22 protein-coding genes and 1 pseudogene are annotated in these 20,993 nt (G+C 63.6%); 9 read left to right on the forward strand and 14 right to left on the reverse strand.

Annotated features, from left to right (window positions below; translation table 11 throughout):
• Positions 1-752: 752 nt before the first annotated feature.
• From IEW17_RS19090 to IEW17_RS19105, 4 genes are all read right to left on the reverse strand, one after another.
• Positions 753-1,262 (reverse strand): hypothetical protein, encoded by a 510-nt coding sequence (locus tag IEW17_RS19090; RefSeq protein WP_188563661.1) that lies wholly within the window; start codon positions 1,260-1,262, stop codon positions 753-755.
• 78 nt (positions 1,263-1,340) lie between these two features.
• Positions 1,341-1,763: an integrase core domain-containing protein gene (locus IEW17_RS19095; protein WP_373286175.1), complete on the reverse strand. Its 423-nt coding sequence runs from the start codon at positions 1,761-1,763 to the stop codon at positions 1,341-1,343.
• Between the two features lie 9 nt (positions 1,764-1,772).
• A complete protein-coding gene (locus tag IEW17_RS19100; protein ID WP_188563663.1) occupies positions 1,773-2,270 on the reverse strand; it encodes an IS3 family transposase in 498 nt (165 codons plus the stop codon).
• Entirely contained in the window at positions 2,267-2,593 is a 327-nt protein-coding gene (locus IEW17_RS19105; RefSeq protein WP_188563664.1) for a transposase, read from the reverse strand. Before IEW17_RS19105 ends, IEW17_RS19100 begins: the two co-directional genes overlap by 4 nt.
• Before the next feature lie 245 nt (positions 2,594-2,838).
• Here IEW17_RS19105 and IEW17_RS19110 point away from each other — a divergent pair, with 245 nt between their 5' ends.
• Together IEW17_RS19110 and IEW17_RS19115 are read left to right on the forward strand one after the other, a co-directional pair.
• Positions 2,839-3,684 carry a T9SS type A sorting domain-containing protein gene (locus tag IEW17_RS19110; protein ID WP_188563665.1) on the forward strand — a complete coding sequence of 282 codons (846 nt, stop codon included), beginning with the start codon at positions 2,839-2,841 and terminating at the stop codon, positions 3,682-3,684.
• A 538-nt stretch (positions 3,685-4,222) separates the two neighbouring features.
• Positions 4,223-4,576: a hypothetical protein gene (locus IEW17_RS19115; protein WP_188563666.1), complete on the forward strand. Its 354-nt coding sequence runs from the start codon at positions 4,223-4,225 to the stop codon at positions 4,574-4,576.
• Between the two features lie 399 nt (positions 4,577-4,975).
• On the opposite strand, the gene IEW17_RS19120 is transcribed toward IEW17_RS19115, so the two are convergent.
• Entirely contained in the window at positions 4,976-5,965 is a 990-nt protein-coding gene (locus IEW17_RS19120) for a hypothetical protein (RefSeq protein ID WP_188563667.1), read from the reverse strand.
• A gap of 248 nt (positions 5,966-6,213) precedes the next feature.
• Between IEW17_RS19120 and IEW17_RS19125 the strand changes: the two genes are divergently transcribed.
• Entirely contained in the window at positions 6,214-6,894 is a 681-nt protein-coding gene (locus tag IEW17_RS19125; protein WP_229749142.1) for a hypothetical protein, read from the forward strand.
• Between the two features lie 241 nt (positions 6,895-7,135).
• Here IEW17_RS19125 and IEW17_RS19130 read toward each other — a convergent pair whose 3' ends face one another.
• Positions 7,136-7,489 carry an RDD family protein gene (locus tag IEW17_RS19130; protein ID WP_188563669.1) on the reverse strand — a complete coding sequence of 118 codons (354 nt, stop codon included), beginning with the start codon at positions 7,487-7,489 and terminating at the stop codon, positions 7,136-7,138.
• A gap of 302 nt (positions 7,490-7,791) precedes the next feature.
• Positions 7,792-8,991, reverse strand: coding sequence for an alpha/beta hydrolase-fold protein (locus tag IEW17_RS19135; protein ID WP_188563670.1), 1,200 nt, complete (start codon positions 8,989-8,991; stop codon positions 7,792-7,794).
• An 863-nt stretch (positions 8,992-9,854) separates the two neighbouring features.
• Between IEW17_RS19135 and IEW17_RS19140 the strand changes: the two genes are divergently transcribed.
• Both IEW17_RS19140 and IEW17_RS19145 read left to right on the forward strand, forming a co-directional pair.
• Positions 9,855-10,040, forward strand: coding sequence for an isoaspartyl peptidase/L-asparaginase (locus tag IEW17_RS19140; RefSeq protein WP_188563671.1), 186 nt, complete (start codon positions 9,855-9,857; stop codon positions 10,038-10,040).
• 207 nt (positions 10,041-10,247) lie between these two features.
• The gene (locus tag IEW17_RS19145; protein WP_188563672.1) at positions 10,248-12,131 is read left to right on the forward strand and encodes a gamma-glutamyltransferase family protein; all 1,884 of its coding nucleotides are present in this window, start codon (positions 10,248-10,250) and stop codon (positions 12,129-12,131) included.
• Between the two features lie 215 nt (positions 12,132-12,346).
• Here the strand turns inward: IEW17_RS19145 and IEW17_RS19150 are convergent, their stop codons facing one another.
• From IEW17_RS19150 to IEW17_RS19160, 3 genes are all read right to left on the reverse strand, one after another.
• On the reverse strand, positions 12,347-14,164 hold the full coding sequence (locus IEW17_RS19150; RefSeq protein WP_188563673.1) for a DUF885 domain-containing protein: 1,818 nt from the start codon (positions 14,162-14,164) through the stop codon (positions 12,347-12,349).
• A 108-nt stretch (positions 14,165-14,272) separates the two neighbouring features.
• Complete coding sequence (locus IEW17_RS19155) at positions 14,273-15,271, reverse strand: NAD(P)H-dependent flavin oxidoreductase (RefSeq protein WP_188563674.1); 999 nt, start codon at positions 15,269-15,271, stop codon at positions 14,273-14,275.
• 326 nt (positions 15,272-15,597) lie between these two features.
• Positions 15,598-16,134 carry a Fic family protein gene (locus IEW17_RS19160; RefSeq protein WP_229749143.1) on the reverse strand — a complete coding sequence of 179 codons (537 nt, stop codon included), beginning with the start codon at positions 16,132-16,134 and terminating at the stop codon, positions 15,598-15,600.
• 157 nt (positions 16,135-16,291) lie between these two features.
• Between IEW17_RS19160 and IEW17_RS19165 the strand changes: the two are divergent.
• From IEW17_RS19165 to IEW17_RS19175, 3 genes and pseudogenes are all read left to right on the forward strand, one after another.
• Positions 16,292-16,560: pseudogene (locus tag IEW17_RS19165) on the forward strand (IS481 family transposase); the annotation flags it as partial.
• Between the two features lie 184 nt (positions 16,561-16,744).
• On the forward strand, positions 16,745-17,293 hold the full coding sequence (locus IEW17_RS19170) for a DDE-type integrase/transposase/recombinase (protein WP_373286176.1): 549 nt from the start codon (positions 16,745-16,747) through the stop codon (positions 17,291-17,293).
• Between the two features lie 163 nt (positions 17,294-17,456).
• Entirely contained in the window at positions 17,457-17,702 is a 246-nt protein-coding gene (locus tag IEW17_RS19175; protein WP_188563677.1) for a hypothetical protein, read from the forward strand.
• An 84-nt stretch (positions 17,703-17,786) separates the two neighbouring features.
• Here IEW17_RS19175 and IEW17_RS19180 read toward each other — a convergent pair whose 3' ends face one another.
• From IEW17_RS19180 to IEW17_RS19195, 4 genes are all read right to left on the reverse strand, one after another.
• Entirely contained in the window at positions 17,787-18,290 is a 504-nt protein-coding gene (locus IEW17_RS19180; RefSeq protein WP_188563678.1) for a hypothetical protein, read from the reverse strand.
• 88 nt (positions 18,291-18,378) lie between these two features.
• Positions 18,379-19,332 carry a HipA domain-containing protein gene (locus IEW17_RS19185; RefSeq protein WP_188563679.1) on the reverse strand — a complete coding sequence of 318 codons (954 nt, stop codon included), beginning with the start codon at positions 19,330-19,332 and terminating at the stop codon, positions 18,379-18,381.
• Complete coding sequence (locus tag IEW17_RS19190; RefSeq protein WP_188563680.1) at positions 19,329-19,658, reverse strand: HipA N-terminal domain-containing protein; 330 nt, start codon at positions 19,656-19,658, stop codon at positions 19,329-19,331. The genes IEW17_RS19185 and IEW17_RS19190 overlap by 4 nt, the downstream gene beginning before the upstream one ends.
• Positions 19,655-19,882, reverse strand: a complete 228-nt coding sequence (locus tag IEW17_RS19195; RefSeq protein ID WP_188563681.1) for a helix-turn-helix transcriptional regulator — start codon at positions 19,880-19,882, stop codon at positions 19,655-19,657. Before IEW17_RS19195 ends, IEW17_RS19190 begins: the two co-directional genes overlap by 4 nt.
• Before the next feature lie 583 nt (positions 19,883-20,465).
• Between IEW17_RS19195 and IEW17_RS19200 the strand changes: the two genes are divergently transcribed.
• The gene (locus tag IEW17_RS19200) at positions 20,466-20,912 is read left to right on the forward strand and encodes a hypothetical protein (protein WP_229749144.1); all 447 of its coding nucleotides are present in this window, start codon (positions 20,466-20,468) and stop codon (positions 20,910-20,912) included.
• The last annotated feature ends 81 nt before the right edge of the window (positions 20,913-20,993 follow it).

The following is a 20,993-nucleotide window of genomic DNA, read 5'->3' on the forward strand; positions in this document are numbered from 1 at the left end:
TCGCGCTCATCAACAATCACTTCAAACCACTGCCCTAAACTGTCCAGCCTAAATGGACCACCTCAGTACTACCCCAACGGGGCTCGGAAGGAGACGGCCCGGTATGTGCAGGGCAGGCCCGTGGGGAGCAAGGTACTGTTTGATTCAACAGGCAAGCCCTTGGAGCGCCACGTCTACGACACGACGGGGCGCCTGTTTTTGGTGCAAGGATACGACAAACAGGGATGCCCTTCGAGCACGTCCCTGCTGCCGCTCGTTAACACACCGACACCGTTCCCGCGGGCCATTCGTTCGCGGGCTCGATTCGGTTTGGGTACGCCCTGAAGCACCCAGCCGTCCTTTTGGTGGGTACCTTCACCAACCCCAAAGGCTTAGAACAGTCCGTTATGCTCGACACGCTCCAACGGGTAAAACAGAATCGAGACGGCAGCTTTTATTTCTCGTACCGACCGGCACGCGCGGGCCGCAACACCTTTGCTTACCGCTTAGTACAGCCAGAATCACGCTACGAACCGGGAATTATAAGCAGTCGGGAGGACGACTCGTTAGGGGGTGGATTATCTTACTGAAAAACGGCCCTTCTACGTGAAATAACCGCTCCCTTCATCAAACGGAGCGCGTTTACCTTCGCACCCTTTCACTAGACTATTCATCCTGTTCGGTACGCCTGCTAGGTGGATACGCGCGAAAGCACTTGTGACGGGTGCGCCATCCGACGGCAACCCCGTACCGGGTGGTCTGGTGCGGAGCCACTACCTTCGGGGCCACCGCTCGGTCTTTGGCGCATGCTCCCCTTTATTGGGCGCTGTCGAGCGGAACAGGCTATCCAGGAGGGGAACCAGTTGGGGCGCTTCGTAGGCGCTGTCGCCGACGCCGGCCAGCAAGTCCGCGGTGCCCGCGGGCATTTTGTAGATGACCAGTTCACACGTATCACGCCCCCTCACGACCACAAGCGTGTAATGGCGAAGCGAGGGGCGATAGCCCCCCGGACGTGTTCGCACCGGGCGTAGCCTTTCGGCGAGTCTCCGTAGTTTTTCAAGCGCGGCGGGGTCTGCCGTGCGCTTGTACACCAGGTGCCCCTCGTCCGCTTGCCCGACCACCGTCATCGCCGTTACCGGGAAGCGAGGCAGCGATTGCAGGCAGGCTCGGTCTGCGGCTTGGGTGCGGGCAATCGCTTCCTGTTCGCGCAGGCAACCGTAAACGGGCAGGCCCAGCAGGACAATGACCACACAGATTCTAAGAAAAAATGCGGCCGTGCTCATCAGAAACAATAAACGAGGGGCGGTACCGCGCAAGCTGCGGCATATTCACCGGGGTAAAGTTATCCTGAGGTGGTCCATTTAGGCTGGACAGTTTAGGGCAGTGGTTTGAAGTGATTGTTGATGAGCGCGATGCGGCGTCTGGTAGCCAATGCTGGAGTGCAGGCGGTCGTGATTGTAGTAGTCAAAATAGTCGGCGATGCTGGCTTGCGCGTCGGCTAGGTCGGCAAAAACGGGCCACTCGCGCAGTTCGAGCACCTCGGTTTTGAGGCGGGACCAGAGGCTTTCGGCTTGGGTCGTACCCGGTAGGGCGTTGTCGTAGCACTCGCCGCGGCGGCTCTGCGAACGCACGGCCCCGTGCCGGTGCAAGAGGGCGCGGTAGGCGTTGCCGCAATACTGGCCGCCCCGGTCGGAGTGGACGATGAGGCTTGGGGTAGGCGACTGGGCGAAAAAGGCCCGCTGCAAGGCCGTGGTGACCAATTCCTCGGGCATCGTGGCCGCCACGTGCCAGCCCTACCGGGTACGACCCACCACGTGCTTGGTGCCCATGTCCTGAAAGGCGCATAAATAGGCCCAGTCGCCGTTGGCCAGGGGCAGGTACGTGATGTCGGACACCCACACCCGGTTGGCCTGGGTGGGCTTGGGTTGGTCGAGCAAGCGGTTGGGAGCGCAGCGCAGCCCGTGGGTGGAGTCGGTCGTGCGCGGGGTGTAGGCCTTGGGTTGCAAGGCGCGCAGGCCCCGGCGGCGCATGGCCGTGCGCAGGCGTTGGCGGCCCACCCGGTGCCCGTTTTCACGCAGGGCGACTTGCAGCCGGCGGGTGCCATAACGGCGCTGGTGGACGCCAAAGGTCTTGACCAAGGCCGTTTCCCAAGCCGGTGTTTGCTGGTCCACCGCCCGTTGCTGCCCCGTTTGCCAGGCATAATACCCACTGGCCGGCACGCCCAGCACCTGGCAGAGCCGCCGCACCGGGTAGTGGCCGCGCTCGGCGGCGATGAAGCGGTAGCAGCTCATTGGTCCGGCGTCTGCGAGATAACGCGCCTCAAGCGTTTGCTGGCGACGGCTTTTTTTAAAATGTCCAGCTCCTGCGCCTGCCGTCGGGCCAGGGCCCGCAGCTGGCGCAGCTCGGCGGCCGTGGCCGGGTCCAGCGCCGCCCCCAATGCGGCCGCAACTGGCGTCTGGGCGGCCTTTTGCCACTGGTAGATGCATTTGGGGTCGATGTTGAGCGCCCGGGCGGCGGCTTGGGTCGAGCGGCTTTGCTCGGCCAGGCGCAAGGCTTCGGCGCGGAAGGCCGCATCGTACGTGCGGCGGTTATCGGGTTTTGAGGTGTCTTTCATGACGTAAGGAAAGATACCACCCTAAACTGTCCAAATTAACTGGACCACCTCAATCCCTGCTTTTCATTTCCTCCTCCTCTGCGGGTTGCTCCTTGTGACGGCCAGTGGGTTGCTCCGGTTTCCCTTACCTTGCCTGCGCGCTTCATCCGGTTCGGTGCCCGCCCGCCCGGCGTGGTGATGGGCCACAGACAAGGGGCACCGGGGCTGTCTGCCGCGGTTTTATTCCATTTTTTCTCTTCCTTCCGATGAACCACCCCTACCTCCGCCCCCGTGGCGGGCAGCGGCTGACCGCCGCCGGCCGCCCCCTGGCCCTGCTATTGGCCCTGGCCAGCTTGGTGCCGGTCGCCCAGGCGCAAACCTTCGGCCCCCGAACCGACTACCCCACCGGGGCCAATCCCCGCAACGTGGCGCTGGGCGACGTGAACGGCGACGGCCGCCTGGACCTGGTCACGGCCAACCTCAACGCCGCCGGCACCGCCTCGGTGCTATTGGGCACGGGCGCGGGGACCTTCGGCCCCAAAACCGATTACCCCACCGGGAGCCATCCCTACAGCCTGGCGCTGGGCGACGTGAACGGCGATGGCCGCCTGGATTTGGTCACGGCCAACGTCCTCGGCGGTTCGATTTCGGTGCTGCTGGGCACGGGCATGGGCGCCTTCGGGCCCAAAACCGACTACCCCACCGGCACGAATCCTATCAGCCTGGTGCTGGGCGACGTGAACGGCGACGGCCGCCTGGACCTGGTGACCGCCAATAACGGCCCCGGCGCCAACACGTCCTCGGTGCTGCTGAACACGTCGACGCTCAGCGGTGCCCGTCCGGGCCTGGCCGCGGCCGGGGGGGCGCTCTACCCCAACCCGGCCCGCGCGGGCTTCACCGTGCTCGTGCCGGCCCGCACCGGGGCCCCGGGGGCCCCGGTGCGGGCCGAGCTTGTCAACACCCTGGGCCAAGTGGTGCACTGCGGCGTCGCCGCCGTGCCCGCGGCGGGGGCGGGCCTGGCGGTGGACGCCACCGGCCTGCCCGCCGGCGCCTACACCCTGCGCCTGCGGGTCGGGGCCACGGTGCTCACCCAACGCGTCGTGCTGCAGTGACGGGCCGGGAAAAACGGCTGGCCCGGCAGGCACCGGGGGGGGGGGCGGGGGCGCTTGCTGGCGCCGTGCACGTTCCCCTTCCCGACCCAAACCAGCACCCCGGCCTTGCCCGGACGACCACAAATCCTTTGGCCCCCCACACCAGCGCCCGCGCGCGGAGGCGGGGCGGGCCCGAGGGGCGGCACAAGTTGCTTCCCGTCCCTCGGGCTGTTCCCGGCTGGTGTGCCCGGTGCCGAGCAGGCGGGGAGGGGCACTAAGGGGGACGTGGCCGTTGCCGACCCATGTTGGCCGCTCAGCCACCGCGCCAGCGGGCGACCAGGCGCGTGCCGAATCTCCCGTGGAGGGTCTTATTGGCGGATTTTGGCCTGCCATACGCTCCTGACTTTTGAACGGAGGGCGTTTAGGGCAGTACCGTTTTCTTAAACGCAGGGGAAAGGTGTTACGAGCAGCCTTGTTTCAGGAAGCGGAGCACATTGAGGGTGTCCACTTGCGCCTGTGCCCGCTTGACCATAAATTTTCTTCTCCTGCCCTTACGACCATGATTTTAACCACTAATAAGGCACACAAAGCCGCCTTGGCCGAGTTTCGCCATCTGGTCGACCAAGACGAGGAAGGCCACCACGCCCGGCTGCTGGAGTTACGCGACGCTATCCACACCTTCGAAGAAAGCCACGGACACGCCCCCGGGCCGCCCCGCACCATTGCCGGCGTGCTGGAAGTGGAGATGTTCCGCCTGCGGCTCCACCAGAAAGAGATGGCCGAAAAGCTGGGTATTGGCGCCTCGCGGTTGAGCGAGGTGTTGCGCGGCAAACGGCCCGCCGGGATTGAGTTGCGCCGGGCCCTGTACACCAAGCTCCACCTGCCGGCCGAGGACGTGCTGTTGCTGGACTGAGCTGGCGATTCCCGCACGAAACGGACGCCCCACTGCCCGTGAAGTGGGGCGTTCTCCATTATTTTATTGCGCGCGATTGGGGCCATTTGATTAAATGGGCGTGCCTTTCTGCACCTTCACCTGGTGGTGCTTCCCGTCCCGGTGCCCGGGCATCACCACGGCCCCGGTGCGCACGCGCAGGCGGTTGCTCTCCCGGGTGATGGTGCGCTGCCGGGGCGCGGTGCCGTCAGCGGCCCAGGCGGTCGAGGTCTCGCTGACGGGTGATGTTCATGGGCGGGCAGAGCGGAACGCAAAACAAGAACAAAAACAGCTAACCCGCGCCAATACGCTTGGGCGAATTGGCTGAGGAAGCGCCAGCGGTTGAGCAGGACGGAACTAGCTGCTGGTCAGGTAGTGGCGTTAGCTAGCGCGCTTCTTGGCGTTTTTAGCGGGTTTCGGCAGGAACGTGGTGGCGCACTTTTCAATGGTGCCTTGTGCATAGCTGAGCACCGGCGACTGCGTCGTTTGCATCTCGTAGTAGGCCATGGCCTTGTTGAGGTCGCGCAGGCCGGATTTGACGGTATTGCGCAGCTTCTGCGGGGCTTGCTGTATCTCGGGGTGGGCGGCCGCCTCGGCGACGTCGTGGTTCAAGTCGTTGAGGGCGCTGACCAGCTTCGTGCTGGCTGCCAATTTCTCGACCCGGGCGGCCGCCTGCAGGTACTGCGTGGCCACCTGCGGGTCGAAGGTGCCCTTGGCGCGCATGGCGTCGAGGGCGGCCGTCGAAGGCATCCGCTCCGGCTTCGGGGCCGTGGCCGGGTCGAAGCCCAGCAGGCTGGTGGTGAGTGTGGTGAGCGTGGTGCGGTAAGCCGTTACTTTGGCCAGCAGTTGCGCGGGGTCCTGCTTGCTCCACCAGTCGTTGTCCGAGAGCTCCTTGCTGATGGTGCCCCAGTCCTGCATCCCTTTTTCCGGGAGCGAACGGGCTTCCTCGGCGGTCATGACCTGGCCGGGCAGAAACACGTCCCGGTAGTTTTTGACGGCGAGCTGGGCCAGCGCCTGGTCGTCGGCCTTCTTCCGAGCGGCGGTTTGGAGGGCATTGGGGGCCGGGTGCGCCAGCCGCAGGCTGTCCTGGCGACGGGCGAGGCGGGTAAACTCGGCGGTGGCTTTCAACTCGGACTTGTGCTGCTGGGCCACCCGCTCCTCCCGTTTCGCTGTCCACTGCGCCCGTTGCGCGGCGGAATTGGCGGAATTCATGCGCGCCATCGACCGCTCCATCGTCTGGCGTTGAAAGTTGTTGGCCATCTGGGCCTGCCGCTGGGCGACTTGGTAATTGGCGTTGCCAAAGCTGGAGCCATTCATTTGGGCAGCGGCAGACAGTGGCAGGGCCAGGAGTAGGAGCAGGGGTAATCGCATGGGTTGGGAAGGAATTGGAATTGCTTTGGTGGGTGAGGCGCTCACCCCGGCAAGTTAAGCAGCCGCAGAGCAGTTGTCTAGCGTCCCGCGTCGGAGGCGTCGGTTTTTGCAGTGTCGGGCGGATTGTTCGGTTGCCCACCCGTGCAGGTGGTCATTGAATCGCCGGCTTACCAAAGTGCCGAAGTAGTGATTCCGGCCGGTGGCAACCAAATAGTGAAACTTAACCCGAATCCTTGAGCACTACTACCATGCTCTTCTACTTTTGCTCATCTGACCCTTTCGCTAAACTTATACTTCCACGTCCTGGGATGACGTTGTTGAAATCGCTGGTCTATTTTCCCTCTTCTATGCCCTGCTTGCCGCTGCGTTTGGTGTTCGGATGGCTGCTGCTCGTCGGTCCAGTTCGTGGCTGGGCACAGGGCGTTCCGCACCCGGTCAACTCCGGAAATACCGGCCCGGCCGTGGCCGACTTAACGGCGCGCGCGGCCACCATTTTCGAGGGCCGGGCCGTCGCGTACCGGGCGTTTCAGGGCACTTCCGGGATGATTTACACCGTGGCCACGGTAGCGGTCTACAAGGTGTTCAAGGGCGCGGCAGCGGCCACGGTGGAAGTGGTGACGGAAGGCGGAACCCTGCCGAACGGGCGCGGGGGCGGCCCGGCCGAGGGCGGCGTCCCCCTGGGCAACCACGCCACCGGCCTCTTTTTTGCCGTTCCCTTCCGCGACGCCGCGCACGTGCCCCGGGTCCCCCCCCGCGCAGGTATACCGCGTCGTGGACGGGGCCGAAGGATTCTTTCGGTACAGCGGCTTGCCGCCCCAGCCGAACGCGGCGGACACGCCCTGGGTGCGCTACGCGCCCGTGGAAACGGCGTTGTACCCGTTGTTGACGCGCGGCACCGGCGCGCCGTACCGCGTGCTGCGGCCCTTTGACGTGCGCGCCTACGACTTCCTACGGGAGCGCCGGCGGGGTGTCCCGCCCAACCGGTCCCGCACGGCGGTCCCGTCTGTTCGGAAAAAGGGCTCGTTGCATCTCAGGTTGCCGCGCCCCTAACGCACGGCAATAAGGCCAGCCTTGAAAAGGTCTACTACATTCCCTGCTTTCTTTGAATGGCCCTTGTTCAAGGCAGTACCCTTTCGCTGAACTTGAGGTGTGGGCACAAGCTGCAGGTGACTAAACCCCGAAAAAGCAGGTACTGAGGGCATGCACCACGAGCACAAAGGCGAGGGTCGCAACAAGCGTGTAGCCAGAGTAGCGCGTGAGGCGGTACGCCCGCATGTTCTGCCACCAGGAAGGAGCTCCTTGCGGCACGCGACGCACGTACGTGCCGGCCAGCGTGTCGCCCAAGCGAATGCGACGGCCCAGCAGCAGCAGCACTTCCACGGGCCACAACAAAACGGTAAGGTTCCGCACACAGCAGCGCAGTTCATTAGCGGGCTGCCCATCGGCGTCGACGACTTGTAGCCCGAACAGGCCCTTGGCCAGGCTGCGCCCCCGGAGGAAGTCCTTGTTGAGATAGCAAGCCATCAACAGCCAGAAGGACCAGGGCTCTGCGACTACCCCCGACCAGATGAGCGGGGGAATGAAAAGGGCGCACAGCACGGCATGGTCGCAGAACATGGAGGCCAACCGGACCTTTCGCGGCAGTCGTGCAGGCATTACTTGTAGGTAAAGTCCAGCAATGTTAACGCTCCTTATTTTGAACAGCGGGCGTTTACTTTAGGACCGTTTTCTTGAACCCAGCTCACCGAGCTCTTAACATTTGGGATAGAAGTCGGACGAGCTACCGCGCAGCAGTCAGTGGCCGCGCCGCGCCCACCGCTGGACAATCACCGCTTGCCTGGTTTTGCGGCGGCACTCCGCAGCGCCTGCCGCAGCAGTGCCTGCCCATCGGGGCCATACATAAAGCTGTGGCCGCCTTTGGGCACGGTCTGAAAAACCCAGTTGGGGCGGCCGGGGCGGTGCGCGTCGTAGCCGGCGCGCACGGCGGCGTAGGCGTACACGTCATCATCCTGGGCACTTACCATCAAAACGGGCTTGGTTTTGCCGAGCGGGCCATAGTTTGACTGAGCCAGCAGCAGTTTGGGCGCGGGCGCAAAGGCCACAAAACGGCTGAAGGGCGCGGCCAGCTGCGCGGCAAACCAAAGGGCCGCCGAGCCGCCATTGCTCATGCCCACCAGCGTGGTACGGGCCGGGTCAGTTCGATAGCGGGCGCGCACGGCAGTTACGATGCGCAGCACCTGGGCAAAAGCTTCCGGCTGCTCCACCCAGCCAAAGCTCATCCGGCCGAACGGATACACCACCAGCGCATTGGCCGAAGCGGCGGCAAAAACCGGCTCCTGGGTGGTAACGTTGGGGTCGGCGTGCAAGAACTGCGGCGTACTGACCACGCCGCCGTGCAGAAATACCACCATCGGCGCCGGCCGGACGGGGTCGTAGCCGGCGGGCACCCGAACCAGATAGGGCACCCGCACCGTGTCGCCAGGCACTTGGCTGAAATAGAGCGCGAAGCCCGCCGGCGCCGGTGCCACGCGGCCCCGTTTGCGGTCGGCGCTCGACGGCAAAGCCAGGGCCCGGGCCTGCGTTTCGGTCAGCCAACGGGCGCGTCGAGCCTGTTCGGCGACAGCCTGCTCGGCCACGGCGCCGCGCATGGCCGTGAGCCAGCGCGCCCAGGCGGTTTCGTCGGCTCGCAGGGAAGCCAAACCAGGGTCGGACGCGATATTGTCGAGGTCGCGGGACTGCATTGGCAGCGGACGGCGGCGGCTCAGTTGGCCCAGCCAGCGCCAAGCCAGCGGCTGTTTAGCGGGGCACTGGGCGGCCGACATGGCAGCAGCAAACAAATCAAAAGGCGACGGCTGGGCGGAGTCCGGCGCGAAAGCCCGCTCAAAAAGCGCGGTAGCTTCGCAAAATTTCCGGGCCTGCACGGCGGCGCCCGTTTCCTCCATCAGCTTCGCGTATCCGGCGGCGCCCTGACCTCGGACAGGGAGGGAGAGCAGGGCGGACAGAACGATTAAAAAAAGGGGTTTCATACTGGAAAAACGAAAATAAATGGTTTCTAAGCAGCTGTAAGCCGCTCGCGTTGGGGCAGATGCTGCTTGAGACCGTTCGGTTGTCTGGCCGGCAAGACGTACTTAAAAATCTTTAAGGCCATCTTTCTAGAGCATCTCCCACAGTGTCGCGCCGGGTTAAATCACGCCGGGTTTAAAAGAGTGACGGGGAATGGCTGGCGTTGCGGACCGACGGCACCTTCGACCACACCAGCGTCCGTTCAGCAGAATTTTTTACTCGACCCGCAGGGTAAAATTGTAGCCTCCAACCTGCGCGGCGAAGCCCTGCACAATACCCTGGGCGAGCTGCTGAACGCGGCGAAATAATCCTCAAACCGCTCCACAACCAGGTTCAGCCGCGTGCCCGCTCGTAGCGGACCGCCCACAGCACGCCCGCTGCTATGCGGCCGCCCGCGTAAAGCTTTGCTGGTTAGCTTTACCGGAAAAGCAATAACAGGGTTAGCGCGTAAAGTATTGGTATTAAAGCTGAACGCTCCTTCAATTGAACGGGCTTCGTCACCTTGGGACCGTGGCTGTTGCAGAACTCCTAGTGGCAGCGCCAAGCGGATGCTCGACGAGCTTACCGACGCTAAAAAGGCGCTCAAACGGGGCTTTTACACGCGCATCATCGCTCGCCTGCCTGGTTTCTGAACGGGCCAGTGAGTTCTGCAACAGCCACGACCGTTTGCATGAACGAGGTTTGCTGCTCCATTTAAGGCGCTGGTCCGCGCGAACGACTTTTCGGCCCCGATTCGGGAAAATGGGTTGAACGCTGAAACGGCTTTTTTTCGTAAGAGGCGCTGTGGATGCTTTCCTGCCACTAAGGCCCGTACCAGGGCCTGGACGTGGCAACGGCCGCGCACCCCGTCATCCACCAGCAGGTGGCCCCCGCCGGCGGCCGGGGCGGCGTCATCGCCCTGGACTGGCACGGCTGCGTGGCCATGCCCCACAGCACGGAGGGGCTGTTCTGGGCCCTGGCCCGCGCGCACCGCCCCGTCAAAACCAACGTGTGCCACCTGGTGGTGGGATAGTCGGGCGGCTGCGGTTGCGCGGCACCCCAACGGATGAATGGCCCGATTCCGGGCTCCCCTGCTTCGCCCCCTCGCGTGGGCGCGTGGTAACGAGCGGCGCTGACGGGCCGGTGTTTTATTTTCTGAATTTTGTCGTCTTATTGCTTCGGGAAATCCTCGGGCAGAAGCCCGATGCGCCCCGCTTTCACCTTCCTCAACGTTCACGTCATGAAATTTCTCTATGCACTGCTGGTTCAATTCGTCTTTTCGTTGCCCGGCATCGCGCAACAGACCCAGAAACCGCCCTTGCACGGCAAGCACTGGATGGCGATAACAGGCAAACCCCTGGCGGCCACGGCCGGGGCCATGACGTTTCAAAAAGGCGGCAACGCGGTGGACGCGGCCTGCGCCATGCTGGCCGCCACCTGCACCATGTGGGACGTGCTGAGCTGGGGCGGGGAAACCCAGGCGCTGATTTACAACCCCCACACCAAAAAGGTCATCGCCCTCAACGCCATGGGCGTGGCGCCGACGGGGGCCACGCCCGAGTTCTTCAAAAGCAAAGGGTATAATTTCCCGCCCGAAAACGGCCCGCTGGCCGCCACCACGCCCGGCACCCCCGGCGGCCTCATGCACCTGCTGGCCAATTACGGCACCCTTAGCCTGGCGCAGGTGCTGGCCCCGGCTATGGAAATGGCCGCCGGCTACCCCATCGAAGCGCAGACGGCCAACAGCATCGAGAAAAACAAGGAACTGCTGAAACGCTGGCCGTACAGCAAAAAACTGTTTCTGACCCACCCCGGCCAGCCGCGCGAAGCACCGGAGGCCGGCGAAATATTCGTGCAGCAAGACCTGCTGCAAACGCTGACCAAGCTGGTCGACGCCGAAAAAGACGCCCTTAAGAAAGGCAAAAGCCGGAAAGAGGCCATCATGGCCGCCTACGCCCGCTTTTATACCGGCGACATTGCCCAGGAATTTGTGCGCGGCTCCACCGAACAGGGTGGCCTGATTACCCTGCAGGACCTGGCGCGCTGGAAACCGCTGGAAGAGGAGCCGCTCACGGCCAACTACAAAGGCGTGGACGTGTACAAGCTGCAGCAGTGGACCCAGGGACCTGCCCTATTGCAGGGGCTCAACATCCTGGAAAACTTCGACCTGAAAGCCATGGGCTACAACAGCGCCAAGTACATTCACACGGTGTACCAGGCCATGAGCCTCTCGTTTGCCGACCGCGACTTTTACTACGGCGATTCCCACACCGCCCCGGAAGAACCCATGAACGGGTTGCTCAGCAAGGCCTACGCGAAGCAGCGGGCCCGCCTCATCCAGTACCAGAAAAACGACCCCCGCATCGGTCCCGGCGACCCCTATCCGTTCGAAGGCAAGAAGAACCCGTACCTGAAGCTGCTCAAAGCCCGGGGCTACGAGCTGGATACCACCCACCGCAATTTCGCTCCAAAGCACGACCTAGGCAGCAATTCCTCGCCCGCCGACGAGTACCAGGCGCGCCTGTGGCTGGGCACCACCACCATAGAGGCCGCCGACGAAGAAGGCTGGGTGGTGTCGGTCACGCCCAGCGGCGGTTGGCTGCCGGCCTGCGTGGCGGGCACTACCGGGGTGGGCATGAGCCAGCGCATGCAAAGCTTTGTGCTGGACCCCGCCCTGAACCCGTTCAACGTGGTGGCTCCTGGCAAACGGCCCCGCGTCACCTTATCGCCCTCCCTGGCGCTCAAAGACGGCAAGCCCTTTCTTTCGTTTGCCGTGCAGGGCGGCGACACCCAGGACCAGAACCTGCTGCAGTTTTTCCTGAACGTGGTAGAGTTCGGCATGAGTGTGCAGCAAGCCGCCGAGGCCGCCAACTTCAACACCAACCAGTTGTGGCTCTCGCTGGGCGGCTCGAAAACCGACGACCGCAAACCCAAGCCCGGCCACATTCTGCTCAATGACACCACCCCGGAGCCGGTGCGGGAAGAACTCAAAAAGTTAGGTTACCTCCTGAGCTTTGATGACCGCACCAGCGGGCCCATCAACGCCATCTACTTCGACTGGAAACACGGCAGCCTCTGGGGTGGCTCCAGCAACCACGGCGAAGACTACGGCATTGGCTGGTAGGAGCAAGAGGCGGGGACTGTTTGCGATGCCCCGCTTTTTGCTTTTCGGACCGTTTTCCTGAACAGTTATTTCTATGGTATTCCACGGGCGCGGCCTAAATCTAGCAGGTGGTCCCGGCGTTGGGAGCAGGAAGCCTCTCAGGGTCAGCCACAAACCAGCGAACAATTAGAAGGGCCGTTGATTAAACGTACGGTGCTTGAAATCGGTCTCGGTGGCTACCGCTGCCGGGCCGCCCAGGCGTTCATCGTTTTTTCCAGCACGGCCAGGGGCATGGAACCACCGGCCAGAAGCTCATCGTGGAAAGCGCGCAAGTTAAACTTTTTGCCCAGCTGCTGTTCGTAGCGGGCGCGTAGTTCCCGGATTTTCAGTTGGCCCGCTTTGTAGCTCAGGGCTTGGCCGGGGTTAGCCATGTAGCGCTCAATCTCGGCCGTGGCAAACTGCTCGCTCAAGGCCTCGTTGTCGAGCATGTACTGGATGGCCTGTTCGCGGGTCATGGCACCGGTGTGCAGGCCCACGTCCGTGACCAGGCGGATGGCGCGGTGAATGTCGAGCATGAGGGCGCCCATCTGCTGGTAGGGGTCGGTGTAGAGGCCCAACTCCTTGCCCAGGCTTTCGCAGTACAGCCCCCAGCCCTCGCTAAAGGCCGAGTAGCGCGCAAAGCGCCGAAAAGCCGGCAGTCTGGTGTTCTCCTGCTGCAACGACCGTTGGTAGTGGTGTCCCGGAATGGCCTCGTGCAGAAATACCCCTTCCATCGCCGGCCCCGTCACGGTGTTGAACGTGGTGGCGTCAAGAATCGGCACGTAGAAAATGCCGGGCCGCGTACCGTCCGACGTGCCCGCTGTGTACTGGGGCGACGCCGCCGCCGCCCGAAACGCCTCGGTGGGCCGCACCTCAAGCCCCGTGCGAGGCACCTGGCCGAAGAGCTTGGGCAAGTGGGGCGCCAGGCGGGCCTGAATGGCGGCGGAGCCCGCCAGCACCTCGGCCTGGGTGTGGTAGGGCGTGAAGCGGGGGTCAGTGTTGAGAAACTTGAAAAAAGCGGGCAAATCATCCGGGAAGCCGACCTGCGTTTTTATTTTCTCCATTTCGGCGCGCAGCCGCTTCACTTCCGCCAGGCCGGTTTGCGACAGCTGCGCGGGCGTGCGGGCGGTGGTGGTCCAGTTGTGCACGGCGTAGGCGTACATCGCCGGGCCACCGGGCACGGCCCCGATGCCACTGCTGTTGCGGGCCTGGGGCAGGTACTCGGTTTTCAGAAACTGGGCCAGTCGGGTGTAGGCCGGTACGAGCTGCGTGCGAATGGTTTGCTGATACGCGGCCGTGAGGCGGCCGCGGTCAGCCGCACTGAAAGCCGCTGGGAATTTCGTCAGCGGCCCGTTAAACAGGCTTTTGGCCGGGTCGGTCACCACGAACGATTCCAGCTGCGGAATGATTTTCACGACCAGCGCCCGCGGCAGCACCACGCCGGCCCGCATCCCGCGCCGGAAGTTGGCGATGGCCGAATCGGCCCACGCCGGAAAATGGCCCACGCGCTCCAGCCAGTTGTCGTAGTCCTGCACCGTTTGGAAGGGTTGGGTGCCCTGCCCCGACCCATACAGACCCAGCGTGTTGGTTAGGCTGTTGCTTTGGGTGATGGGCAGCATCCAGACAGGCTGTTGGAGGCCGGCCAGCTTGTTGGCGAGGTCGTAGTCGAGGATGTCGCAGCTGGTCTGGTCTTGGGCGTTGAGGGCCTGACGGTCGGTTTTCCGCAGCCGGGTTTGGTAGGTCTGATAAAAGACCCGGAGTTGGTCGCGAAAGGCCTGGGTCTGGTCGTTGGGAAACTGGTCGTTGTAGCGGTTGTCGCCCTCGGCGGTGGCCGCCAGTGGAAACAGGCGGGCTTGCTCGTTCCAGTACGCCGCAAACAAGGCCGCCAGCGGGGCTGAAGCAGCCGGTTTCGGGACGGTAGCGGCCGGTTTGGCGGGTTGTGCGAACGCGGAAGCCGGCAGAAGAAGGGCCAACAGAGCGCCAATGGCGAGCGGATGCAGTAATCGTTTTCTCATAGAGCAAGAAGCCAGGAATTGACGCTCAAGTACGAACAATAACTCGTTTAAGCAGACTAGACAGCACTGGACCCGGGTGTCGTCTGGCACGGGTTCGCTGGCCGGCGGCTACGGCTGAATCAGCGGCGTGAGGCGCGCCAAGACGGCCTCGGTTTGCCGCACCAGGTCCTGGACGATGTCGGCCGCGCCCGCGATGCGGTGCACCAGGCCCGCGGACTGGCCGGCGTACAAGGCCAGGGCCTCCAGGTCCCCGGTCGTGGCCGCCAGGGGCGTGTCGTCGCTGTAGCGGACCACGGGGCTGCCGTCGGCCCGGTGCGCCAGCACCTGGCCTTCGCCGGGCCGGCGCCCGGGGGGCGGCGAGCCGGCCCGCTCCCAGGCGGCCACCGTGCTGTTGCGCAGCACCCGGTGCGGGGCCTGCTCCCACCCAAGGTGGAACAAGTCCGGGGCGTAGACCGTGTCGTTCTCCGTGGCGCGGGCCACCGCGTCCCGGTAGACCGCGCTGGTGGCGGCCTCACGGGCCAGCAAGAAGCGGGTACCCATCCAGACCCCGGCGGCGCCCAGGCTCAGGGCCGCGACGATGCCCCGGCCGTCGGCAATGCCCCCGGCGGCCACGACGGGCAGGGCCACGCGGTCGGCGACGGCGGGCACCAGGACGGAGGTGGCCACGCGGCCCCCCACGTGGCCGCCGGCTTCCCAGCCCTGGGCGACGAGAAAGTCCACGCCCTGGTCGGCGCAACGCGCGGCTTCGTCGGCGCTCCCCACGGTGTGGCACACGGCAATGCCTTGCGCCCGCAACGGCGCCAGGAAGGGCGCGGCGTCGCCCCAGCAGAAGGACACGACGGCCACGCCCTCGTCCGCGCAAACGGCCACGCGCGCCCGCTGGTCCCAGGCCAGGACCAGGTTGACGCCAAAGGGCCGGTCGGTCAAGGCCTTCGTGCGGCGAATCTGCGCCCGGGTTTGGGCGGGGTCGGCCCAGGATAAAGCCAGCATGCCCAGGCCCCCGGCGTTGGACACGGCCGCCGCCAGCTCCGGGGTGGTCGCGCTGCCCAGGGGGGCCTGGATGATGGGGTGTTGAATGGCGAGCAGTTTGGTCAGCGGCGTGTGCATGGCAAGGAACGTTGGAGGGAGGCATCGAAAAACAACCGCGGCCGTCGGGGCTGTTGCGCTTTCCGGGCGCGGCACCGGGAAGTGGGGTGACGGTACACGCCCGCGCCGGCCGGCGCCCCGTTTTTCGCCCCGCCGTAACCGAACCCCCTTTTTGCCGGCGGCGTGGCCGGCCGTGGCCAACAGCCAAGGGCCCAAATGGCAGCCGCTGGCCAGCGAAAAAGCACCGGGGCAACAGAAAACAGACGCTGGGAGGAGGCGAAGTAAGCGGATTTGATATTTTTTTTGCTCATACCACCGGGTTCAAGCCGCACGCCCTGTTGAGAAGACTACGCTTCGGGGGCCAACCGGTAGCTGGTGCTGCGCCCGCCGGCGCCTTCGTGCACCAACACGCCCTTCGCCACCAGGTCGGCGATGTCGCGGCCGGCGGTGTCCTGCGAGCAGTGGGCCATGCGGGCCCACTTCGCGGTGGTGAATTTTCCCTCGAAGCCGTCCAGTAGCCGCGTGAGCAGTTGCTGCTGCCGTTCGGTAAAGGGCGTCGGCTGGTGGCGCTCCCGGAAGCGGGCTTTGGCCAGCACCTGGGCCAGGGTCTGCTCGGCGGCCTGCAGGGCCCGGCCCAGGCAGCCGAGGAACCAAGCCAGCCACGGCGTGACGTCCAGCGGGCCGCGTTGGCTGGCCTCGAGCAAATCGTAATAGGCCTGGCGCTCGGCCTGGATTTGCGCCGACATGCTGTAGCAGCGCTGGCCGCTGCCGTCGGCGCGGGCCAGTTGCAGGTCGGCGATGGCGCGGGCGATGCGGCCGTTGCCGTCGTCGAAGGGGTGAATCGTCACGAACCAAAAATGGGCCAGCGCCGTGTATGGTCCCAAAGGATAGTGGGGTAACTTTGGGTGCTGCTTTTAAATCATGTTTATGGGAAAAATACCACATGGCTGCGCCCGTACAACGCCGGCGACTCGGCTCCTTATCCAACAAAGTACAGAAAGCCTACAAAAGCTAGCCACCCGTTTCGGTGTCGACCCCAAAACGGTGGCCAAGTGGCGCGACCGTACCACGGTGGAAGAGGCCGTGCGCGGCCCCAAACCCGCCTCCACCGTGCTCACGCCGGCCGAAGAAGCGGCCATCATCTTGTTTCGCCAGCAGACCCTGCTGCCCCTTGATGATTGCCTCTACGCGCTCCAGGAAGCCATCCCGAACCTGAGTCCGCTCGGCGCTGCACCGTTGCCTGCAACGCCACGGCATCAGCCGCCTGCCACCGGGCGAAGAGGGGGCGCAAACCAAAAAAGCGCCGTTTAAGGACTACCCCCTGGGCCAGGGTAAACGCATTAAAAACCCCAGCTTCGATTCTCGCGTCTGGAGTCACTTTTGAAAACGCTATCCGGGCTCCGTCGGCGGGCTCTTTTGGTACCCGAGTAGCCCCAGGGCCTAGAAAGACAGTTGGCCAGATTTTAATGCGTTTGCCCTGACCCCCTGGGCTATCTGCACCTCGATTTCGCCGAGGTGCAAACGGCAGAAAGCAAGCGGTATTTGTTCGTGGCCATTGACCGCACCAGCAAGCTGGCCTTTGCCGAGTTGCACCCGCAGGCCACCCAGGTTATCGCCGTCGACTTTCTGCGGCGGGTCTTGGAACAGATTCCGTACAAAGTACATAAATTGCTGACGGACAACGGTATTCAGTTCCGAAATTTGCCGCATCACCTGCAAGCAGGCCGCCATCCGGTGGGGCAGCTCTGTGACGCGTGGGGCATTGAGCAGCGCTTTGCCAAGCCGGCCCACCCCTGGACCAACGGCCAGGTGGAACGGATGAATCGTACGCTCAAAGAGGCCACGATTAAGCGCTTTCATTACGAGACGACCGACCAACTCAACACCCACTTACAGGCCTTTTTACTGGCTTATAACTTCGCCAAACGGCTCAAGCGCCTCAAAGGACTTACGCCCTACGAATTCATTTGCACCGAATGGCGAAAAAGTCCTACTATCTTTCACCGAGACCCGGCCGACCTTACTCCGGGACCATACAGCTAGCCAGTTGCTCAAAAGCCAATAATGACTTACCGCCGGCACCCCTTGCCCCGAGCGTCGCAGTGCTTGCCGCCGGCACTTGGCAATGGGTAGCCCTAAGCTATGTCGCAACGCCCAAAGGAGGCGGGGCGGCCGTTACCAACAGTTCAAACGTTCGCCAGGTGTCATGGCCGTCACCTATAATGCTGACGGCACTATGTACACCACCTACAGCTCTTCGTCGGAAGTGGGGAGCTACACCCTCACTGGCTCAACCCTGACCGCCGTGCTTACCAGTACCAGATTCCCCCTGCTTCCCAGCAGGACCTTGGCCAGCACTGTGAAGGAACTCACGGCCATCCGGCTGGTGCTGGAAAGCCCGCGGGAAGACATTGGTTACCGCTACATTGATACGCACACCTTCGCACGCTAACGCTGGGTTTCGCCGCAAACACACTCATTCACCCTTTCGCCATAGTTTGGCCAAATGGTCCGAATTGCTTAAAGAAGCGTTAGGTTAAATGCCATAGAAGGCATCCGGCCGTACCTCGACGAATCGCACCGGATGCTCTATCCGAGCCTGTTCCGTGTCCAACAAGTAGGGAAAAGGCTTCCTGGGGATTCTTCCATCGGTGCGAACCTTATCCACAAAGGCGAGATGCGCACTGGTCACGTAAATGCGCCGATTGGGCAACGGGTACCGTTTGTTTTTGGACAGCAACACCACCGAACGGTGGCGAATGGCGCGCACAACGGTGGCGTGATTGGCCCAGAACAGGATGCCGGCGGGGGCGTGCTGCAAGGCTTGTAGTAAATGCAGCGTGTCCAGGTGACAGACGGGATAGAACGTGACCCATGTCGAGCCGTCTTGGGCCGTGTTTTCTTTCAGCACTAAGATGCCATCGCCTTCGTAGCGCGTGCCGGGGACTACCTCGCAGCGCTCTGGGCGGTTGCAAGAGGTCAACGCGACCACCAAATAACCCAGGCTGGCCGTGGCCCGCATCCAGTGGGAAAAAGTCATACGTTTAGGGCCATCTCCAAATGTAGGGTAGTTCAAGAAAACGGTCCCAATTGAAAAAGGCGATGTGTCCTCCCGCTCGGTCTGCTTCTTAGGCCAGGTCCAACTGGGCGAACCGCTGGTCCAGTAAGGCGTGGAATTGCGCCTGCAGGGCCGGCGGCAAAAAGCTCTGGTCAATAAAGGCGTGCCAGGCCGGCCGGGCCTTCTGCATGCGCGCCAGCACGCCGCTCATGACCTTTTCGTCGACCCCCGCCCGTCCGGCCGCTTGGCGAAAGTCCGCCTGCCGCAGCCGCCGCTTTTTGCCGTTGAGCGTCAGCGCCAGTTCCTCGGTGTCGGCCGGGTTGATTAGGGCCGTGGCCACCAGGTCGTAGGCCGGCGCCAGGCCATAGCCCCGCCCCGGCGTTTGCAGCAACGAGAAGTTTTTCAGGTGCATGTCGGCGTTGCCTGTCAGGAAGCAAAACAGCACCAGCTCGTAGTAGTTGACCACGTCCAGGCCGGGGTTGGCCGAGTACCGGAGCAGGGCCTTGGCCACCTGCTCGTGCGAGCCGTCGTACTTGTGTTCGGTCAGGCGCTCGGTGAGTTGGCACATGTCCTCCATGGCCCGCTTCTGCCCCTTGACCCGGTCGATGCGGCGCGTGACGTAGGCTAAGGCCCCGCCCTCGAGGCGCAGCAGCCCGTGGGGCACGGTCGGCAGCTTGGCCAGCGCGGCCAGGTGCAGGGTCAGGTCCTCCACCTCGGGCAGGTGCGGGTAGTGCGGCGTGGGGGGCTTGAGGATGTACGCCCCGCCCAGGGCCCCGACGATGGTGAAGCGCGCGGGCCGCCCGTCGGGGCCGGCCGGGGCAATGGCGAGGGAGAGCTTGGGCTGCACGCCCGTCACGGCAATGTGCTGGCGCACGACGGCCTCGGCCAGGGCCCGCATCTCGGCCCCGCTGTACGGGAAGGCCGGCGGCGCGGGCTGGCCGAAGAGCTTGCGGCTGCAGGCCGGGTGGTAGGCCGGGCCGTCGCCCGCGGGCAGGGGCTGGTAGCAAATAAGGCAGCGGCTCATGGGGCGTCGGGGGGCAGGGGGTGGACGCTCACGGCGCCGATGCAGTCGTGGCAGCAGGCCAGCAGCAGGCCCATGCGGTCGCGGGCGTTGAGCTTCCAGTGCTGTTCGGCCACTTCCAGCAGCCAGCCCTCGGGGATGAGGCCGTCAAAAAACGGAAACAGCACGCGCTCCACGTACGGCACCGCCCGCAGCGGCAAGGTTAGGCTCACGGGCTCGGCGCTGGCCGCGGCGAGGTGGCCCGGGGCGTAGGCAAAGGCGTACCCGTGCTCGTCCTGGGTCAAGTGCCCGGCCAGGTGCCCGTGTAAGTGGACGGCGGCCCTTCTCATGGCTGCGGGTCGAATAGCGGCGTGCGGTCAACCGGGGCGGGGGCCAGCGCGTGGCCGAAGAGGCGTAGCACCTGGTTGACCTTGTCCAGGCGCAGGGTGGCCTTGCCCTGCTCGAGCTCGCGCACGAAGCGGAGCCCGACCCCGGCCTTGGCGGCCAGGTCCGGCTGGGAGAGCTGCAGCAATTTGCGGCGCTGCTTGACAAAGGCAGCCAGAGGGGTACGCATAACGTTATACCTGTTCGGGGGCACTACGGCCAGACAATCAGCTTTCGACCCCGAACGGGTATAAAGATAGAGAAAATTCGGGAGTTATACCTGAACGGGTACGTGTAACCGGTTGCAATGCCCTTCGCCAGGGGCACGAGTGGCCGGTTTGTCTTCTCCAGCTCGTCTTCCCAATGGTTCTAGACAACGGTCGTGCCTTGAACACGCTCCGTTCAAAAAAAGGAGGGAGTTGCAGTGAGGGACGGGGGGCAATAGTCTGCGCGTTGTGCGTTTACTTCGGCTAGTTAGCGAACCAGTCAAGTTGTTTACGGTGGGCAATCTTCTTTTCCTTGTGCTTGCCCTGATGGTGTGCGCTACTGGGTTGACGGGGTGCTCCACTGCACCGAATAATGCTACGGGCAACTTTGGGCAACCCCCGCAACTGCATCTCAAACACCCGCGAGACGCTGCGTCCAGCCAAGTCTTGTTGCGCCAATTTGCGGCCGCTCATGCCCGGGCGGACAGCTTGGTGCGGTTGGCCATACCTGACACGAGTGACCAGAAATCTTTGTTGACCGGCTACGGGTTTTCGTATCCGCATTGGGTGGCCTACACCACGGATACCTTGCCCGGCCCGGCGCTGGAATACGAGTTCAGTTACAGCTTACTGCACCAAGGGGACACCATTGGGTCCGCCTTGGTCACCATTGGCCCCGACCGGCGGGTCTACCCGAGTGAACTAGCCGAAATAGTGGCTTACCAGCGGTTCCTGACGGGAGACCTGGAAATAGGTCCAAGGCAGGCGGTCGGCGTTGCGGTCGGCGCTGGCGCGAAGGAAAAAGGCGCAGAGGTTGGCTTCTACGCGGGCGGCTTTATGCCCGACACTTTGACCGGGCTGCAACAGGCAGGTATTTATTATCAAGAAGTTATTGCTAATCCAAGGACCTGCTTCTGGCTGGTGGAAAATGACTGTAATGGCTGCGTTCGACTGAAAGTCAATGCCTCCAACGGCAAAGTAATCGGACAGGACAAAATCATATTTGTGTACTGATGCCCTTACGATGGTTTTAAGTAGCCACGCATAAGTAACGGTGAATAATTGCGTGGTATTTTTGGCCTATGTTAGCTCCTT

Source organism: Hymenobacter frigidus, assembly GCF_014640435.1.
Lineage (GTDB): Bacteria > Bacteroidota > Bacteroidia > Cytophagales > Hymenobacteraceae > Hymenobacter > Hymenobacter frigidus.

Excerpts from the sequence above, each read along its gene's own strand:
- IEW17_RS19090 (WP_188563661.1), bottom strand. The coding sequence starts at position 1,262 with ATGAGCACGGCCGCATTTTTTCTTAGAATCTGTGTGGTCATTGTCCTG.
- IEW17_RS19110 (WP_188563665.1), top strand. The coding sequence starts at position 2,839 with ATGAACCACCCCTACCTCCGCCCCCGTGGCGGGCAGCGGCTGACCGCC.
- IEW17_RS19175 (WP_188563677.1), top strand. The coding sequence starts at position 17,457 with ATGGCCGTCACCTATAATGCTGACGGCACTATGTACACCACCTACAGC.
- IEW17_RS19155 (WP_188563674.1), bottom strand. The coding sequence starts at position 15,271 with ATGCACACGCCGCTGACCAAACTGCTCGCCATTCAACACCCCATCATC.
- IEW17_RS19190 (WP_188563680.1), bottom strand. The coding sequence starts at position 19,658 with ATGAGAAGGGCCGCCGTCCACTTACACGGGCACCTGGCCGGGCACTTG.
- IEW17_RS19145 (WP_188563672.1), top strand. The coding sequence starts at position 10,248 with ATGAAATTTCTCTATGCACTGCTGGTTCAATTCGTCTTTTCGTTGCCC.
- IEW17_RS19185 (WP_188563679.1), bottom strand. The coding sequence starts at position 19,332 with ATGAGCCGCTGCCTTATTTGCTACCAGCCCCTGCCCGCGGGCGACGGC.
- IEW17_RS19100 (WP_188563663.1), bottom strand. The coding sequence starts at position 2,270 with ATGAGCTGCTACCGCTTCATCGCCGCCGAGCGCGGCCACTACCCGGTG.
- IEW17_RS19105 (WP_188563664.1), bottom strand. The coding sequence starts at position 2,593 with ATGAAAGACACCTCAAAACCCGATAACCGCCGCACGTACGATGCGGCC.
- IEW17_RS19195 (WP_188563681.1), bottom strand. The coding sequence starts at position 19,882 with ATGCGTACCCCTCTGGCTGCCTTTGTCAAGCAGCGCCGCAAATTGCTG.
- IEW17_RS19180 (WP_188563678.1), bottom strand. The coding sequence starts at position 18,290 with ATGACTTTTTCCCACTGGATGCGGGCCACGGCCAGCCTGGGTTATTTG.
- IEW17_RS19150 (WP_188563673.1), bottom strand. The coding sequence starts at position 14,164 with ATGAGAAAACGATTACTGCATCCGCTCGCCATTGGCGCTCTGTTGGCC.
- IEW17_RS19115 (WP_188563666.1), top strand. The coding sequence starts at position 4,223 with ATGATTTTAACCACTAATAAGGCACACAAAGCCGCCTTGGCCGAGTTT.
- IEW17_RS19135 (WP_188563670.1), bottom strand. The coding sequence starts at position 8,991 with ATGAAACCCCTTTTTTTAATCGTTCTGTCCGCCCTGCTCTCCCTCCCT.
- IEW17_RS19130 (WP_188563669.1), bottom strand. The coding sequence starts at position 7,489 with ATGGCTTGCTATCTCAACAAGGACTTCCTCCGGGGGCGCAGCCTGGCC.
- IEW17_RS19120 (WP_188563667.1), bottom strand. The coding sequence starts at position 5,965 with ATGCGATTACCCCTGCTCCTACTCCTGGCCCTGCCACTGTCTGCCGCT.
- IEW17_RS19125 (WP_229749142.1), top strand. The coding sequence starts at position 6,214 with ATGCTCTTCTACTTTTGCTCATCTGACCCTTTCGCTAAACTTATACTT.